Source organism: Mycobacterium colombiense CECT 3035 (assembly GCF_002105755.1).
In the GTDB taxonomy this organism is placed as follows: Bacteria; Actinomycetota; Actinomycetes; order Mycobacteriales; family Mycobacteriaceae; genus Mycobacterium; species Mycobacterium colombiense.
The window spans coordinates 623210-638813 of record NZ_CP020821.1 but is presented as its reverse complement, the minus strand read 5'-3'; the positions used below and the strand labels follow the sequence as shown (position 1 = coordinate 638813).

Annotated in this window: 15 protein-coding genes and 2 pseudogenes; 8 read left to right on the top strand and 9 right to left on the bottom strand. The window is 69.7% G+C overall.

Going from position 1 to position 15604, the window contains the following annotated elements:
* Positions 1-42: 42 nt before the first annotated feature.
* The 3 genes from B9D87_RS27775 (at position 43) to B9D87_RS27895 (ending at position 1711) form a co-directional block, all read left to right on the top strand.
* Positions 43-831 (top strand): DUF5666 domain-containing protein, encoded by a 789-nt coding sequence (locus B9D87_RS27775; RefSeq protein ID WP_174320960.1) that lies wholly within the window; start codon positions 43-45, stop codon positions 829-831.
* 185 nt (positions 832-1016) lie between these two features.
* Entirely contained in the window at positions 1017-1379 is a 363-nt protein-coding gene (locus B9D87_RS27900) for a hypothetical protein (protein WP_437340118.1), read from the top strand.
* Positions 1376-1711, top strand: a complete 336-nt coding sequence (locus B9D87_RS27895; RefSeq protein ID WP_437340117.1) for a hypothetical protein — start codon at positions 1376-1378, stop codon at positions 1709-1711. The genes B9D87_RS27900 and B9D87_RS27895 overlap by 4 nt, the downstream gene beginning before the upstream one ends.
* Positions 1712-1749: 38 nt before the next feature.
* Here the strand turns inward: B9D87_RS27895 and B9D87_RS03285 are convergent, their stop codons facing one another.
* The 7 genes and pseudogenes from B9D87_RS03285 to B9D87_RS03255 all read right to left on the bottom strand — a co-directional run bounded on the left by B9D87_RS03285 (position 1750) and on the right by B9D87_RS03255 (position 8111).
* A complete protein-coding gene (locus B9D87_RS03285) occupies positions 1750-2097 on the bottom strand; it encodes a metal-sulfur cluster assembly factor (protein ID WP_007774271.1) in 348 nt (115 codons plus the stop codon).
* Positions 2072-2573, bottom strand: a pseudogene (gene sufU / locus B9D87_RS03280) (Fe-S cluster assembly sulfur transfer protein SufU). Before sufU ends, B9D87_RS03285 begins: the two are co-directional and overlap by 26 nt.
* Entirely contained in the window at positions 2570-3886 is a 1317-nt protein-coding gene (locus B9D87_RS03275; RefSeq protein ID WP_040631322.1) for a cysteine desulfurase, read from the bottom strand. The pseudogene sufU and the gene B9D87_RS03275 overlap by 4 nt, the downstream one beginning before the upstream one ends.
* A gap of 1 nt (position 3887) precedes the next feature.
* On the bottom strand, positions 3888-4673 hold the full coding sequence (sufC, locus tag B9D87_RS03270) for a Fe-S cluster assembly ATPase SufC (protein WP_007774277.1): 786 nt from the start codon (positions 4671-4673) through the stop codon (positions 3888-3890).
* Positions 4670-5863 carry a Fe-S cluster assembly protein SufD gene (sufD, locus tag B9D87_RS03265; protein WP_007774278.1) on the bottom strand — a complete coding sequence of 398 codons (1194 nt, stop codon included), beginning with the start codon at positions 5861-5863 and terminating at the stop codon, positions 4670-4672. Before sufD ends, sufC begins: the two co-directional genes overlap by 4 nt.
* On the bottom strand, positions 5863-7311 hold the full coding sequence (sufB, locus tag B9D87_RS03260; RefSeq protein WP_007774279.1) for a Fe-S cluster assembly protein SufB: 1449 nt from the start codon (positions 7309-7311) through the stop codon (positions 5863-5865). Before sufB ends, sufD begins: the two co-directional genes overlap by 1 nt.
* Complete coding sequence (locus tag B9D87_RS03255) at positions 7308-8111, bottom strand: helix-turn-helix transcriptional regulator (protein ID WP_085977869.1); 804 nt, start codon at positions 8109-8111, stop codon at positions 7308-7310. Before B9D87_RS03255 ends, sufB begins: the two co-directional genes overlap by 4 nt.
* A gap of 90 nt (positions 8112-8201) precedes the next feature.
* Here B9D87_RS03255 and mptB point away from each other — a divergent pair, with 90 nt between their 5' ends.
* From mptB to B9D87_RS03235, 4 genes are all read left to right on the top strand, one after another.
* Positions 8202-9908, top strand: coding sequence for a polyprenol phosphomannose-dependent alpha 1,6 mannosyltransferase MptB (gene mptB, locus B9D87_RS03250; protein ID WP_007774282.1), 1707 nt, complete (start codon positions 8202-8204; stop codon positions 9906-9908).
* Positions 9905-10870, top strand: coding sequence for an ABC transporter ATP-binding protein (locus B9D87_RS03245; RefSeq protein WP_040631324.1), 966 nt, complete (start codon positions 9905-9907; stop codon positions 10868-10870). Before mptB ends, B9D87_RS03245 begins: the two co-directional genes overlap by 4 nt.
* A gap of 77 nt (positions 10871-10947) precedes the next feature.
* Positions 10948-11658: an ABC transporter permease gene (locus tag B9D87_RS03240; RefSeq protein ID WP_238553490.1), complete on the top strand. Its 711-nt coding sequence runs from the start codon at positions 10948-10950 to the stop codon at positions 11656-11658.
* 70 nt (positions 11659-11728) lie between these two features.
* Entirely contained in the window at positions 11729-12679 is a 951-nt protein-coding gene (locus tag B9D87_RS03235; protein WP_007774289.1) for a COX15/CtaA family protein, read from the top strand.
* Here the strand turns inward: B9D87_RS03235 and B9D87_RS03230 are convergent.
* Positions 12623-13294 carry a DcsG N-terminal domain-containing protein gene (locus tag B9D87_RS03230; protein WP_007774290.1) on the bottom strand — a complete coding sequence of 224 codons (672 nt, stop codon included), beginning with the start codon at positions 13292-13294 and terminating at the stop codon, positions 12623-12625. The two genes, B9D87_RS03235 and B9D87_RS03230, sit on opposite strands and share 57 nt — an antisense overlap.
* A gap of 19 nt (positions 13295-13313) precedes the next feature.
* Between B9D87_RS03230 and B9D87_RS03225 the strand changes: the two are divergent.
* A pseudogene (locus B9D87_RS03225) lies at positions 13314-14287 on the top strand (quinone oxidoreductase family protein).
* 178 nt (positions 14288-14465) lie between these two features.
* Here the strand turns inward: B9D87_RS03225 and B9D87_RS03220 are convergent.
* Entirely contained in the window at positions 14466-15392 is a 927-nt protein-coding gene (locus tag B9D87_RS03220) for a heme o synthase (protein WP_007774292.1), read from the bottom strand.
* Positions 15393-15604 lie beyond the last annotated feature (212 nt).

The following is a 15604-nucleotide window of genomic DNA, read 5'->3' as shown; positions in this document are numbered from 1 at the left end:
AAACCATGACGTTGGCTCTAACCGACGAATGGAGAAACGTTGATGTCTGCCAGCTGTCAATTGCCCCGGCTCACTCGTCTCGCGGTCTTCGCCGTCGCGGGAGCCACCGCATTGTCCCTGTCCGCCTGCGGCTCTTCGAACAAATCCAGTTCCACGTCAACGTCCACCTCCACGTCGACGTCCACCGTCACGTCGACGACCACGTCGTCCACCCCTAACGCCGAAGCGCGGGTCAGCGGTCTGATCGCCTCGGTGGCCGGCAACTCCATCCAGGTCACCAAGGAAGACAACGCGACCGCCGCGGTCAACTTCACCTCCACCACCAAGATCACCGAGGCCCTGCCGGCCGGGCTGCCGGACGTCACGCCGGGCAGTTGCGTCAGCGTGAAGCCGACGGAGGGATCTGCGCCCGGACAGGCGGTCACCGCCGCGTCGGTGAAGATCAGCGAGTCCGTCAACGGCGCCTGCCCGAAACCGCCGCAGAACGCGCCCGGCGCCTCGACCACCACGCCGCCGTCGCTTCCGCCGTCGAATGCGCCCGCGAAGCCGGCCTGGGTGCGCGGCTCGGTGGCGTCGGTGTCCGGTAACACCATCAACGTGACCAACACCGACCCCAGCGGCAACACCACGCAGACCGCCGTGACGGTCGACGACAAGACCAAGTACACCAAGCAGTCGCCCGCGAACACCGACGCGATCACCCCGGGCAAATGCCTGTGGGCGCGCGGAACCCAGGACAACGGCGGCGCGCTGCAAGCGACGAGCATCAACCTGAAACAGGCTGTCGACGGCAAGTGCGGCAAGCCCAAACAGCCCGGCCAGGGCGGCTGACCCCGGCTCGGGCTGACTGAGATTGCCGTCACTCCCGCTGGGCGCGGCGTGAGAACCACGCCCGGCGGGGGTAATTGTTTAGGACGGCGAAGCGTTTGATCGGAGATGAGTTCTGTGGCTGCCATATCGTTGAAAAACCGGCGGACGCAGATCGCGCTCGGCGTCCTTGTTGCCTTCGTCGCGCTGTGCGTCGCGATGTGCGGCTCCTCACACGACGGGTCGACCAGCAGCGCCCCTCCGGCCGTCACCGCAGTCCCGCCGAGCGCGGCCCCCAGCGCCGCGCCGCCGCCGGCTCCCCACCGCCCCCGGTCGGCAAGGACTATGTCGAGGGCATGGTGCAGTCGAACTCGAATGGCACGGTTGCGCTCCGGACGCGGTCCGGCTCGGCGACGGTGGACTACACGCCGCAGACCAGGGTCGTCGATGTCACCCCGGCGAAGCTGTCCGACGTGACGCCCGGCAGCTGCGTGAACGTCAAAGCCACCCCGCAGAGCGCGCCGCCCCCGGGGCTCCAGCGCCCGGCGGCCCGATCACCGCGCAAGCCGTGACGGTCACCCCGTCCGCGGACGGAAAGTGCCCGCCGCCGGCCGGCTTCTACGGCACCGTGGCCTCGGTGTCGGGCAACACGATCGCCGTCAACGGCCTGGGCCCCGGCGGCCCGGGCGCCGCCACCAACGTGACCGTCGCCGACTCGACCTCATACCAGCGTCAGACACCGTCGGACGCCCAGGCGATCACCAACGGTAAATGCATTGGGGCCCAAGGGTCTCAGGACGGTGGCGTCCTGCACGCGACGATGATCAGTGTGGAGACGTGCCCGCCCATGGGGCGCCCGCACCCCCACCTGCACCTGCCTCACCTCCCCCACATCCACCTCTAGCGAACGCGGGCGACCGGGAAGCGCGCGAAAAGCCTTGCTTAGACGGTGAATCCGAGGGCACGCAGCTGCTCGCGGCCGTCCTCGGTGATCTTGTCCGGACCCCACGGCGGGTTCCACACCCAGTTGATCCGCAGGTCGTCGACCAGCCCGGCACCCACCAGCGCGCTGCGGGACTGGTCTTCGATGACGTCGGTCAGCGGGCAGGCCGCCGAGGTCAGCGTCATGTCGATCAGGGCGACCGTTCCGTCGTCGCCGTCTTCGACGTTCAGCCCGTAGACGAGTCCCAGATCGACGACGTTGATGCCGAGTTCGGGGTCGACGACGTCACGCATCGCCTCCTCGAGGTCGGCAAGGAATTCCTCACCCTGCGCGGTGGTTTCGCTCATCTGTGACCTCCTGAAAAATCTGCTTCCTGGTCCGAACAAGCCTTGGCCAAGGCATCTTTGAACGCCATCCAGCCCAACAGCGCGCATTTCACCCGCGCCGGGTATTTGGCCACCCCGGCGAACGCGATCCCGTCGCCCAGCAGGTCCTCGTCGCCCTCGATGGTGCCGCGCGAGGACACCATCTCGGTGAAAGCCGTCACCGTCTTGAGCGCGTCGCCCACGCTGTGCCCGATCACCTGCTCGGTGAGGACCGAGGTCGCGGCCTGGCTGATGGAGCAGCCCTGCCCGTCATAGGACACGTCGGCCACCGTCTCGCCGTCCTCGGACAGCGCCACCCGCAGGGTGACCTCGTCGCCGCAGACCGGGTTGACGTGAAACACCTCGGCGCCGAACGGCTCCCGCAGCCCGCGGTGCTGCGGGTGCTTGTAGTGATCCAGGATCACGTCCTGATACATCTGCTCGAGACGCAAGGTCAGCCTCTCCCGACCGATGGCGGCGACCCGCTGCGCTCGCCTTCGCCGCGCTTGCGATCGCCGACGAAGAAATCCAGAGCGCGGCGCACGCCGGCCACCAAGCGCTCGACCTCCTCGGCGGTGTTGTACACCCCGAAGGACGCCCGGGCGGTGGCCGCGAGGCCGAACCGGCGATGCAGCGGCATGGCGCAGTGGTGCCCCACCCGCACCGCGACGCCCTCGTCGTCGAGCACCTGCCCGACGTCGTGGGCGTGCACGCCGTCGACGACGAACGACACGGGCGAGGCGCGGTTTTCCATGGAGACCGGCCCGACGATGCGCACGGCGTCGATGCCGGACAGGCCGTCGATGGCGGCGGCGACCAGCTGGTGCTCGTGGGCCTGCACCGCTTCCATGCCGAGGGCGCCGAGATACCGTGTGGCCGCGCCCAATCCGACCACCTGCGACGTCATCGGCGTGCCGGCCTCGAAGCGCTGCGGCACCGCCGCGTAGGTGGAGGATTCCATGGTCACGGACTCGATCATCGAGCCGCCTGTCAAAAACGGTGGCAGGGCCGAGAGCACCTCGTCGCGCCCGTAGAGGACGCCGATACCGTTGGGGCCCAGCATCTTATGGCCGGAGAACGCGGCGAAGTCCACGTCGAGGGCGTGGAAGTCGACGGGCTGGTGCGGCACCGACTGGCAGGCGTCGAGCACGGTGAGCGCGCCGACGGCCCGGGCCCGGCCGACCAGCTCGGCCACCGGGGCCACCGCGCCGGTGACGTTCGAATGATGGGTGAAGGCAACGACTTTGACGCGTTCGTCGAGCTGCAGCGAGTCAAGGTCGATGCGCCCGTCGTCGGTGACGCCGTACCAGCGCAGGGTCGCCCCGGTGCGCCTGGCCAGTTCCTGCCACGGCACCAGGTTGGCGTGGTGCTCGAGCTCGGTGGTGACGATGACGTCGCCGGGCCCGACTGCACGCTCGAAACGCTTGTCCCCCAGCACATATGACACCAGGTTGAGCGCCTCGGTGGCGTTCTTGGTGAACACCAGCTCTTGGGTGTCGGCGCCCACGAACGCGGCGATGTCGGCGCGGCCCTGCTCGTAGGCGTCGGTGGCCTCCTCCATCAGCTGATGCGCACCGCGGTGCACGGCGCCGTTGGAGGTCAGCAAGAATTCCCGCTCGGCGTCGAGCACCTGCAGCGGGCGCTGGGACGTGGCGCCGGAATCCAGGTACGCCAACGGATTTCCGCTACGCATGACGCGCTTGAGGATCGGGAAGTCGGCGCGGATGGCCGCCACATCCAGGGGTGAGACCGCCGCCGAAGGTGTAGCCATGTCAGGCCCCGGTTGCCGCCGCCGCTTGGGTGAAGCGGACGTAGCCGTTCTGCTCGAGTTCGTCAGCCAGCTCCGGACCGCCGGACTCGGCGATCCGGCCGCCGACAAACACGTGCACGTATTCGGGGCGGATGTAGCGCAGGATGCGGGTGTAGTGGGTGATCAGCAGGATCCCCCCGTGCTCGGTCTCCGCGTAGCGGTTGACGCCCTCGCTGACCACGCGCAGCGCGTCGACGTCGAGGCCGGAGTCGGTCTCGTCGAGGATGGCGATCTTGGGCTTGAGCAGCTCCAGCTGCAAAATCTCGTGGCGCTTCTTCTCACCGCCGGAGAAACCCTCGTTGACGCTGCGCTCGGCGAACGCCGGGTCGATCTCCAGCGAGCCCATGGCCGCCTTGACCTCTTTGACCCAGTGCCGCAGCTTCGGGGCCTCGCCGCGCACGGCGGTCGCCGCCGAGCGCAGGAAGTTCGACACCGAGACGCCGGGCACCTCGACGGGATACTGCATGGCCAAGAAGATTCCGGCCCGCGCCCGCTCGTCGATGCTCATCGTGAGCACGTCCTGGCCGTCCAGCGTGATGGAGCCCGAGGTCACCGTGTACTTGGGGTGACCGGCGATGGCGTAGGACAGCGTCGACTTGCCCGACCCGTTGGGGCCCATCAAGGCGTGCGTCTCACCTGATTTCACCGTCAGGTCGACGCCGTTGAGGATTCCGATCTCGCGCTCGGACTCGGCGGCGTTCGGGTTGAGGACGCTGACGTGCAGATCTTTGATTTCCAGAGTGGTCATGAGGCTGTTGTTTCCGTCTTTTCCGTGATGGCCAGTTCGTGTTCGATGGCTGCGGTCAGGCGCTCCCGTATTTCGGGCACCGCGATCTTGGAGATGATTTCGGCGAAGAAGCCACGGATCACCAGCCGGCGCGCCTGCTCCTCGGGGATGCCGCGGGAGCGCAGGTAGAACAGTTGCTCGTCGTCGAAACGCCCGGTGGCGCTGGCGTGCCCGGCGCCGACGATCTCGCCGGTCTCGATCTCCAGGTTGGGCACCGAGTCGGCGCGCGCCCCGTCGGTGAGCACCAGGTTGCGGTTCACCTCGAAGGTGTCGGTGCCGGTGGCCTCGGCGCGGATCAGCACGTCGCCGATCCACACCGTGTGCGCGTCGGGCAGCGCGGAGTCCGGATCACCTTGCAGCGCACCCTTGTACAGCACGTTCGACTTGCAGTCGGGCTGGGCGTGATCGACCAGCAGCCGCGACTCCAGGTGCTGGCCGTCGTCGGCGAAGTACAGGCCGAGCAGCTCGGCGTCGCCGCCAGGGCCCAGGTACCGCACGTTGGCCGTCAGCCGGACCAGCTCCCCACCGAGGGTGACCGCGACGTGGCGTAGCACCGCGTCCTTGCCCAGCCTGGCGTGCTGCATGCTGACGTGCACGGCGTCGTCGGCCCAGTCGGCCAGCCACACCACGGTCAGCCGCGCGGCGTCGTCGACAACGAATTCGACGTTGTCGGCCAGGGTTCCGCTGCCCCGGTGGTCGATGACGACCACGGCCTCGGCGAGCTCGGAGACCCGGATCTGTAGGTGCCCGTAGGCCACCGCGCCCTCGCCGGGGCCGGTGACGGTGACACCGATCGGCTCGGCGATGCGGGTGTCGCGCTCGACGGTGATCAGGGTGGCGGAATTGAACGACGAAAAGGCTTGCGCGGCAACACGATCGGTCGGCACACCGCCCTGGCCGAGCCGCTCGTCGCCGCGGGGGACGGTCTCGACCCGCAGGCCGGGCTGCTCGCTGACGCTGATCCCGGCCCTGCCGGTGGCGCGCGCCGAGCCGTCGTGCAGGCCACGCAGCCGGCGCAGCGGGGTGAACCGCCAGATCTCGTCGCGGCCGTGCGGAACCTCGAACGCGTCCACGTCGAACGAGGAGAAGACCTCGCCCTTGTTGGCCGCGGCCAGGGCCGAACCCTCAACCGCTTCAGTCAGGTTCGTCACTAGCCGACCGCGCCTTCCATCTGCAGCTCGATCAGCCGGTTGAGCTCCAGGGCGTACTCCATCGGCAGCTCTTTGGCGATCGGCTCGACGAAGCCGCGCACCACCATGGCCATCGCCTCGTCCTCGGTCAGGCCGCGGCTCATCAGGTAGAACAGCTGGTTCTCGCTGACCTTCGACACGGTGGCCTCGTGGCCCATGGTGACGTCGTCCTCGCGGATGTCGACGTAGGGGTAGGTGTCGCTGCGGCTGATCGTATCTACCAGCAGCGCATCGCATTTCACGCTGGAACGCGATCCGTGCGCGCCCTTGTTCACCTGCACCAGGCCGCGGTAGGAGGTGCGGCCGCCGCCGCGGGCCACCGACTTGGACACGATGTTGCTCGACGTGTTGGGCGCCAGGTGCAGCATCTTCGCGCCGGTGTCCTGGTGCTGGTCCTCGCCGGCGAAGGCCACCGAGAGCACCTCACCCTTGGCGTGCTCGCCCGTCATCCAGACCGCCGGGTACTTCATGGTGACCTTCGACCCGATGTTGCCGTCGATCCACTCCATGGTGGCGCCGGCCTCGGCGCGGGCCCGCTTGGTGACCAGGTTGTAGACGTTTCCCGACCAGTTCTGGATGGTCGTGTAACGAACGCGCGCATTGGGTTTCACGATGATCTCGACCACCGCCGAGTGCAGCGAATCCGACTTGTAGATCGGAGCCGTACAGCCCTCGACGTAGTGCACGTAGGAGCCCTCGTCGGCGATGATCAGCGTCCGCTCGAACTGGCCCATGTTCTCGGTGTTGATCCGGAAGTAGGCCTGCAGCGGGATGTCGACGTGCACGCCCTTCGGGACGTAGATGAACGAGCCACCGCTCCACACCGCGGTGTTCAGCGCGGAGAACTTGTTGTCCCCGGCCGGGATCACGGTGCCGAAGTACTCCTGGAAGATCTCGGGGTGTTCGCGCAACGCCGTGTCGGTGTCCAGGAAGATGACGCCCTGGGCCTCCAGGTCCTCGCGGATCTGGTGGTAGACCACCTCGGATTCGTATTGGGCCGCGACGCCGGAGACCAGCCGCTGCTTCTCGGCCTCCGGGATGCCCAGCCGGTCGTAGGTGTTGCGGATGTCCTCGGGCAGGTCGTCCCACGTCGCCGCCTGCTTTTCGGTGGAGCGCACGAAGTACTTGATGTTGTCGAAGTCGATGCCCTGAAGGTTCGAGCCCCAGCCCGGCATCGGCTTGCGGTCGAAGATGCGCAGCGCCTTGAGCCGGGTCTGCAGCATCCACTCGGGCTCGTTCTTCTTCGCCGAGATGTCGCGCACGACGGCCTCGGACAGCCCGCGCTGGGCGCTGGCCCCGGCGACGTCGGAGTCCGACCAGCCGTAGCCGTACTTACCCAGCGAGGCGATCGCCTCTTCCTGGGTCAACGGCGCGGTTACCGTCTTGCTGGCCTCGGGGGTGAGGGTCATCGAGACGCTCCTTTGATGCTCGTGGTGTTGTGGCGCGGGCTGGGCGCCTGAGTCAGGGGTACGTGCGTGGTGCAGGCGCAGTCGCCGTTGACGATGGTCGCCAACCGCTGGACGTGGGTGCCCAATACCTCGGCCATGGCCTGCTGTTCGGCGTCGCACAGCTCGGGGAATTCCTCGGCGACGTGCGACACCGGGCAGTGGTGCTGGCAGATCTGCACGCCGTGAATGGGTCCGCCGACCTGCGCGGTGGTGGTGACGTAGCCGGCCTTGGTCAGCGCGGTGGCGATCCGGTCGGCGGCCGCCTCCACGTCGGGGTCCGCCGCGCTGTCGGCGGCGGGAACGTCCGCCAGGATGGCGTCGATGCGCTGCCGGGCGAAGGCCTGCACCGCCTCCTCACCGCCGATCTCGCGGAGTTGCCGCATGGCCGCCGCCGCCAGGTCGTCGTAGGAGTGGTCGAGCTTGGCCCGCCCGGCCGCGGTCAGCCGATAGCGCTTGGCGGGACGCCCGCGTCCCGCCTGCTGCCACGCCGCGGGCGCGACGGACTCGGCGTCGCCGGCCTCGATCAGGGCGTCGAGGTGGCGTCGCACGCCGGCGGCGGCCAGGCCCAGCCGGTCACCGATCTCGCCTGCGGTGATCGATCCGGATTCCAGCAGCAGGCGCACGATCGCGCGGCGGGTGTGACCATCCGGCACCGGCGCGCCGACGTCCGCCGCGCCGGCAACGGCGTCAGCGGCCCCATCGGGGCTGGTTCGGATTTTCACAACACCAGTGTGACGCAATTCCGGGGATCGGTCTAGCAAGGGTCCCCTGTCCTGGCGTTGCGCTGCTCACATGCAGTGCGACTCGCGGCGGCGCAGTGACGCCGCACGTCCGGCGGCTACGCTGCTCTGATGGCAGCCCGCCACCACACGCTGAGCTCATCGATCGCCAGTCTGCACGGCGACGAGCAGGCGGTGGGCTCGCCGCTGAACGATACCGAGCTCACCTCACTGCGCCGCACCCGCCTGTTCGGGGCGACCGGCACGGTGGTGATGGCGATCGGCGCGCTGGGCGCCGGCGCCCGGCCCGTCGTGCAGGACCCCACGTTCGGCGTGCGCCTGCTCAACCTGCCGTCACGCATCCAGACGGTGTCGCTGACGATGACGACCACCGGTGCCGTCATGATGGCGCTGGCCTGGTTGATGCTCGGCCGGTTCGCGCTGGGAAACCGGCGGATGTCGCGCGGCGACCTGGACCGCACCCTGCTGCTGTGGGTGCTGCCCCTGTTGATCGCCCCGCCGATGTACAGCAAGGACGTCTACTCCTATCTGGCGCAGAGCCAGATCTCGCTGGAGGGCCTGGACCCCTACCGGGTGGGTCCGGCGTCGGGCCTGGGCCTGTCCCACATCTTCACGCTGTCGGTACCGACGCTGTGGCGCGAGACGCCCGCGCCCTACGGGCCGCTGTTCTTGTGGATCGGGCGCGGCATCTCCGCGCTCACCGGGGAGAACATCGTCGCCGCGGTGCTGTGTCACCGGCTGGTGGAGTTGCTGGGGGTGGGACTGATCGTCTGGGCGACGCCGCGGCTGGCCCGGCGTTGCGGCGTCGCCGAGGTCAGCGCGCTGTGGCTGGGGGCGGCCAACCCGCTGCTGATCATGCATCTGGTGGCCGGGGTGCACAACGAGGCGCTGATGCTGGGCCTGATGCTGGCCGGGGCCGAATTCGCGTTGCGCGGCATCGACGCCCCGCGGCTGCTGCCCGCGTCCTGGAAGCGACCGGGCTCGGACTGGGAACCGCTGGGGATGCTGGTCGCCGGTTCGGTGCTGATCGTGTTGTCGTCGCAGGTGAAGCTCCCGTCGCTGCTGGCGCTGGGCTTCGTCACGATGGCGCTGGCCTACCGCTGCGGCGGCAACCTGCGCGCCCTGCTGGTGACGGGCGGCGGCATGGCGGCGTTGTCGCTGGCGGTGATGGCGCTGGTGGGGTGGGCCAGCGGCCTGGGATTCGGCTGGATCTACACGCTGGGCACCGCCAACGTGGTGCGCAGCTGGATGTCGCCGCCGACGCTGCTGGCGCTCGGCACCGGACAGGTCGGCATCCTGCTGGGCCTGGGCGATCACACCACCGCGGTGCTGGGGCTGACCCGCGCGATCGGCGTGCTGATCATCACGGTCATGGTGGCCTGGCTGCTGCTGGCCGTCTTCCGCGGCCGGCTGCACCCGATCGGCGGGCTGGGCGTCGCGCTGGGCATCACGGTGCTGCTGTTCCCCGTCGTGCAGCCCTGGTACCTGCTGTGGGCCATCATCCCGCTGGCCGCCTGGGCGACGCGGACCGGCTTCCGGGTGGCGGCCATCGTCATCAGCCTGGTCGTCGGGATCTTCGGCCCGACGGCCAACGGCGACCGGTTCGCCTTGTTCCAGATCATCGACGCCACCCTGGCCAGCACGGTCATCGTCGTCGCGCTCATCGCGTTGACCTACACCCGCCTGCCGTGGCGCCGCGCGCCGGTCCGGGACACCGAGTCCAACGGCGAACCGGTCGACGACACGGCCGCACCGCCGGCGCCTCCGCCGACCCCCCGCCCGGCGCCGGCACATGACGCCTACGCTGATTCCACGTGAGCTCGGCCTTTCCAGAATCGCGCGAATCCCCTGACGCAGTGGTGCGGTTGCGCGGGGTCACCAAGAAATACGGATCCGGGGCGACGGCCGTCGAGGCCGTCTCCAATCTCGATCTCGAGGTGTACGCCGCCGAGGTGCTGGCCCTGCTCGGTCCCAACGGCGCCGGCAAGACGACGACGGTCGAGATGTGCGAGGGCTTCGTGCGCCCGGACGCCGGCACCATCGAGGTGCTCGGCCTGGATCCGATCGCCGACAACGCGCGGCTGCGGGCGCGGATCGGGGTGATGCTGCAGGGCGGCGGCGGCTACCCCGCGGCCCGGGCGGGCGAGATGCTCGACCTGGTGGCCGCCTACGCCGCCGACCCGCTGGACCCGGCCTGGCTGCTGGACACCCTGGGCCTCACCGACGCCGCCCGCACCACCTACCGGCGGCTCTCCGGCGGCCAGCAGCAGCGGCTGGCGCTGGCCTGCGCGCTGGTGGGCCGCCCCGAACTGGTGTTCCTCGACGAACCCACCGCGGGCATGGACGCGCACGCCCGGCTGCTGGTCTGGGAACTGATCGACGCCCTGCGCCGCGACGGCGTGACGGTGGTGCTGACCACCCACCAGCTCAAGGAGGCCGAGGAGCTCGCCGACCGGCTGGTGATTATCGACCACGGGGCGACGGTGGCCTCCGGCACGCCCACGGAGCTGATGCGCAGCGGGGCCAAGGACCAGTTGCGGTTCAGCGCACCGCCGCGCCTGGACCTGTCGTTGCTGACCGCCGCCCTGCCGGAGGACTACAAGGCCACCGAGGTGACGCCGGGCGAATACCTGGTCGAGGGGCACGTCGACCCCCAGGTGATGGCGACCGTCACGGCGTGGTGTGCGCGCATCGACGTGCTGGCCACCGACATGCGCGTCGAGCAACGCAGCCTCGAGGACGTGTTCCTCGACCTGACCGGCAGGAAGTTACGGCCTTGACGGACAACGAGACTCAATCGAGCGTGTTCCCCCCGGGCACCTTCGCCCCCGACCCGCGGCCCAGCGCGGTGCCGAAAATGCTTGCCGCGCAATTCGGTTTGGAGCTCAAGCTGCTGCTGCGCAACGGCGAACAGCTGCTGCTGACCATGTTCATCCCGATCACGCTGCTGGTGGGGCTGACGCTGCTGCCGCTCGGTTCGTTCGGTCAGCACCGCGCGGCGACGTTCACCCCGGTCATCATGGCGCTGGCGGTGATCTCGACGGCGTTCACCGGGCAGGCGATCGCGGTCGCCTTCGATCGGCGCTACGGCGCGCTCAAACGGCTTGGCGCCACCCCGCTTCCGGTCTGGGGCATCATCGCGGGCAAGTCTTTGGCCGTGGTCACCGTGGTGTTCCTGCAGGCAATCCTGTTGGGCGCCATCGGTTTTGCGCTGGGCTGGCGACCGACGCCGACGGCGCTGGCACTGGGCGCCGCGGTCATCGCGCTGGGCACGGTGGTGTTCGCGGCGCTGGGGCTGCTGCTCGGCGGGACGCTGCGCGCCGAGATCGTCCTCGCGGTCGCCAACCTGTTGTGGTTCGTCTTCGCCGGCCTGGGCGCGCTCACCCTGGAAACCGGGATCACCCCCGCCGGGGTCAAACTGGCCGCCCGGCTGACCCCGTCCGGCGCGCTCACCGAGGCGCTCTCGCAGGCGATGACCATGTCGGTGGACTGGTTCGGGGTGGCCGTGCTGGTGGCCTGGGGCGCGGCGGGCGCGCTGAGCGCGCTGCGCTGGTTCCGCTTCACCTGACCGCGCCACGCGCCGGCCGTACTACGGGCCGTAGTTTTCGGTGCCTTAGGATCGGGCCGTGGTTGGACGGATGCTGTTGCGCGTGGTGGACCTGCTGCCCAACCCCAGCCTGGGTGTGCAGCGCCTGATCGCCGCGGCCGTCATCCTCACCCAGGGCGGCATCGCCATCACCGGTGCGATCGTCCGCGTCACCGCCTCCGGCCTGGGCTGCCCCACCTGGCCGCAGTGCTTTCCGGGCAGCTTCGTTCCGGTGGCCCACGCCGAGGTGCCGCGCATCCACCAGGCGGTGGAGTTCGGCAACCGGATGGTCACCTTCGCGGTGGTGATCACCGCGGCGCTGGCCGTGCTGGCCGTGACCCGGGCGCGGCGGCGCCGCGAGGTGCTCGTCTACGCGTGGCTGATGCCGGTGTCCACCGTGGTGCAGGCGGTGATCGGCGGCATCACCGTGCGCACCGGGCTGTTGTGGTGGACGGTGGCCATCCACCTGCTGACGTCGATGACGATGGTGTGGCTGGCCGTGCTGCTCTACGTGAAGGTCGGCGAGCCCGATGGAGACGGGGCCGGCGTGGTTCGCGAGCGCGTCGTCAGGCCGCTGCGCGCGCTGACCGCCCTGACCGGCCTGGACCTGGCCGCGGTGCTGGTCACCGGCACGCTGGTGACGGCCGCCGGCCCGCACGCGGGTGATCGCAGCCCCACCCGAACGGTGCCGCGGCTGAAGGTGGAGGTCGACACCCTGGTGCACATGCACTCGTCGCTGCTGATCGCCTACCTCACGCTGCTGGTCGGGCTGGGCTTCGGGCTGCTGGCCGTACGCGCCGCCCGCCCCGTGCTGCTAAGGCTCGGGGTGCTGCTGGCGCTGGTGGTCGCCCAGGCCGCCGTCGGCACCGCGCAGTACTACACCGGGGTTCCGGCCGTGCTGGTCGCCCTGCACGTCGCCGGGGCCGCGGCGTGCACCGCGGCCACTTCAGCCCTCTGGGCGTCGATGCGAGAGCGGGCCGAGCCCGAGCCGCTCGCAGGCTGACTCCACCGCCAGGGCGAAGCGGTGCCGGGCGAGGTCGCGGGCCGCGGGGTTCAGCCCGCGCCCGCCCAGTGCCGGCCCGACCAGGTCGAGCCCCACCAGCCGTTCGCCGGCCACGTCGACCCGCGCGCACAGCAGCTCCCGCGCGGCGATGCCGGAGCGCTGGGCGGCCGCGGCGAGCGCGGCGTGACCGAGGTCCCACGACTCGAACTCCGGCTCGACCGGCCAGGCGTGCGACCGCTCGCCGCCCAGGAAGATCAGCGAGGCGTCCGGGGCCGCGCCCGCGTTGGCCGTCGGCAGCCCGTCGTGCTCGAGGTCGCGCAGATACCGCTCGTCGAGGTTCCAGGCCACCGCGCCGGGCGGGTTGAGCAGGCGGCGCACCCGCCGGGTCCAGGCCAGGAATTCGGCGCGCCGATCCGGGGCGGCCGCGACGGCCCGCAGGATCACCAGATCCGCGCCGGCGGTGTCGGGATCGTCCCAGGACAGCCAGCGCGCGTGCAGGCCGCGCCGGCGCAGCGCGCCCACCAGACCGTCGTCGTCGACCGTGTCCCCCGCGCCGTCACCCGCCCCCGCCAGCACGATGCGGGGATGGAAGACGTCCGGGCGAGAGAGTTTCATGCCCGGGCATGATAAGCAGATGCACGCAATCGAAGTCAGCGAGACCGGCGGCCCCGAAGTGCTGCGCTACGTCGACAGGCCCACGCCGACCCCCGGGCGGGGCGAGGTGCTGATCAAGGCCGAGGCCATCGGCGTCAACTACATCGACACCTACTTCCGCTCCGGGCAGTACCCGCGGGAGTTGCCGTTCGTCCTCGGCTCGGAACTGGCCGGCACCGTCGAATCCCTCGGCGACGGCGTCGACGGGTTACGCGTCGGCGACCGCGTGGTGAGCGCCGCGGCGTCCGGCGGATATGCCGAATACGCTACGGCCCCCGCACATTTGACCGCCGAGGTGCCCGACGGCGTGACGGCCGAGGTGGCGGCGTCGTCGCTGCTGAAGGGGCTGACCGCGCATTACCTGCTGAAGTCGGTGTATCCGGTGCAAGCGGGCGACACGGTGCTGGTGCACGCCGGCGCGGGCGGCGTCGGCCTGATCCTGACGCAGTGGGCCCACCTGCTCGGTGTGCGGGTGATCACCACGGTCTCGACCCCGGACAAGGAGCGGCTGTCCCGGCGGGCGGGCGCCGACGAGGTGCTCCCCTACCCCGACGACGCCGCGGCGTTCGGCGAGCGGATCCGCTCGTTGACCGACGGCGACGGCGTGGCCGCGGTGTACGACGGCGTCGGCGCGACCACCTTCGACGCCAGCCTGGCCAGCCTGGCCGTCCGGGCACGCTGGCGCTGTTCGGCGCGGCCAGCGGGCCCGTTCCCCCGTTCGACCCGCAGCGCCTCAACGCCGCCGGATCGGTGTTCTTGACCCGGCCGTCGCTGGCGCACTTCGTGCGCACCGGCCAGGAATTCAGTTGGCGGGCAGAGGAATTGTTCGCCGCGATCGCCGGCGGCGACATCACCGTCGAGGTCGGTGGGCGCTACCCCCTGGCCGAGGCGGCCCGCGCCCACCAGGATCTGCAGGGCCGCAAGACGGCGGGCTCTATCGTGCTGCTGCCGTAGCGATTCGGCACACAAGTCACTCTGGCCCCAAGAGGGAAGGGGTCGACGTTTTGCCCGCCTCAGAGCGACAGTTTGGGCGCGAAGAAATGGCGACAGTTTGGGCGCGAAGAAATGTTGTCGCTCTGAGGTGGGCACAAGAGGTGGCGCCGCTCGGAGAGACGCGCGTGGCGGACGTGACTCAGAACAGGTGCGGCAGCCCGATGGCCGAGTCCACGGCCAGCGCGCAGAACACCACGGCCAGATAGTTGTTCGACTGCAGGAACAACCGCAGCGGCTTGACCGGCTCGCCCGCGCGAACCCCGGCGTAGAGCTGGTGGGCCATCGCCAGGAACCACACCCCGGCGAGCACCGCGACGGCCGCGTACAGCCAGCCCGTCGCCAGCGCCAGCGCCAAGGTGGCCAGCACCGTCAGCCAGGTGTAGATCAGGATCTGCTTGGTCACCTGACGCTCGGTCGCCACGGCGGGCAGCATCGGCACGCCCGCCGCCTTGTAGTCGTCCTTATAGCGCATCGCCAGCGCCCAGGTGTGCGGCGGCGTCCAGAAGAAAATGATGGCGAACATCACCAGCGCGGGCCATTGAATGGTGCCCGTGACGGCCGACCAGCCGATCATCACCGGCATGCAGCCGGCCGCACCGCCCCACACCACGTTCTGCGAGGTACGGCGCTTGAGCAGCAGCGTGTAGACGAACACGTAGAAGGCGATCGTCGCCAGGGCCAGCAGCCCGGACAGCAGGTTCGTCGTCCACCAGAGCCAGACGAACGACGACACCGTCAGCACCAGGCCGAGCACCAGGGCGTTGCGCGTGGGCACCGCCGCCCGGGCCAGCGGCCGCCGCGCAGTGCGCTTCATCACCTTGTCGATGTCCGCGTCGGCCACGCAGTTGAGGGTGTTCGCGCCGCCGGCGGCCAGCATCCCGCCGATCAGGGTGTTGACGATCAGCAGCGGGTTCACGGTGCCGCGCTGGGCCAGCAGCATCGCCGGGATGGCGGTGACGAGCAGCAGCTCGATGACCCGCGGCTTGGTCAGCGCCAGATAAGCCAGCACCGTGCCTTGTATTCGGCTTGGCATTTGGCTCGGCGCGACGCGCCCGCGAACGCTCACGCAATAACTCCTTGGGGTCGCAGCGGCGCGCAGCATCTACTACAGACGATGGTAGACCGCGTTGTGGTGTTGGCCTGCCCGCGGGTCCGTTCCCGCAGACTTTTCCCAGATTTCCGAACTGAATGTTAAGCGCTTTCGACGGGCGCGTAATTTTCACTCCTGCCGGCCGTGGGTACCCGAAATCCTGCGCTGCAAGAGCCGGCCCTCCCGCA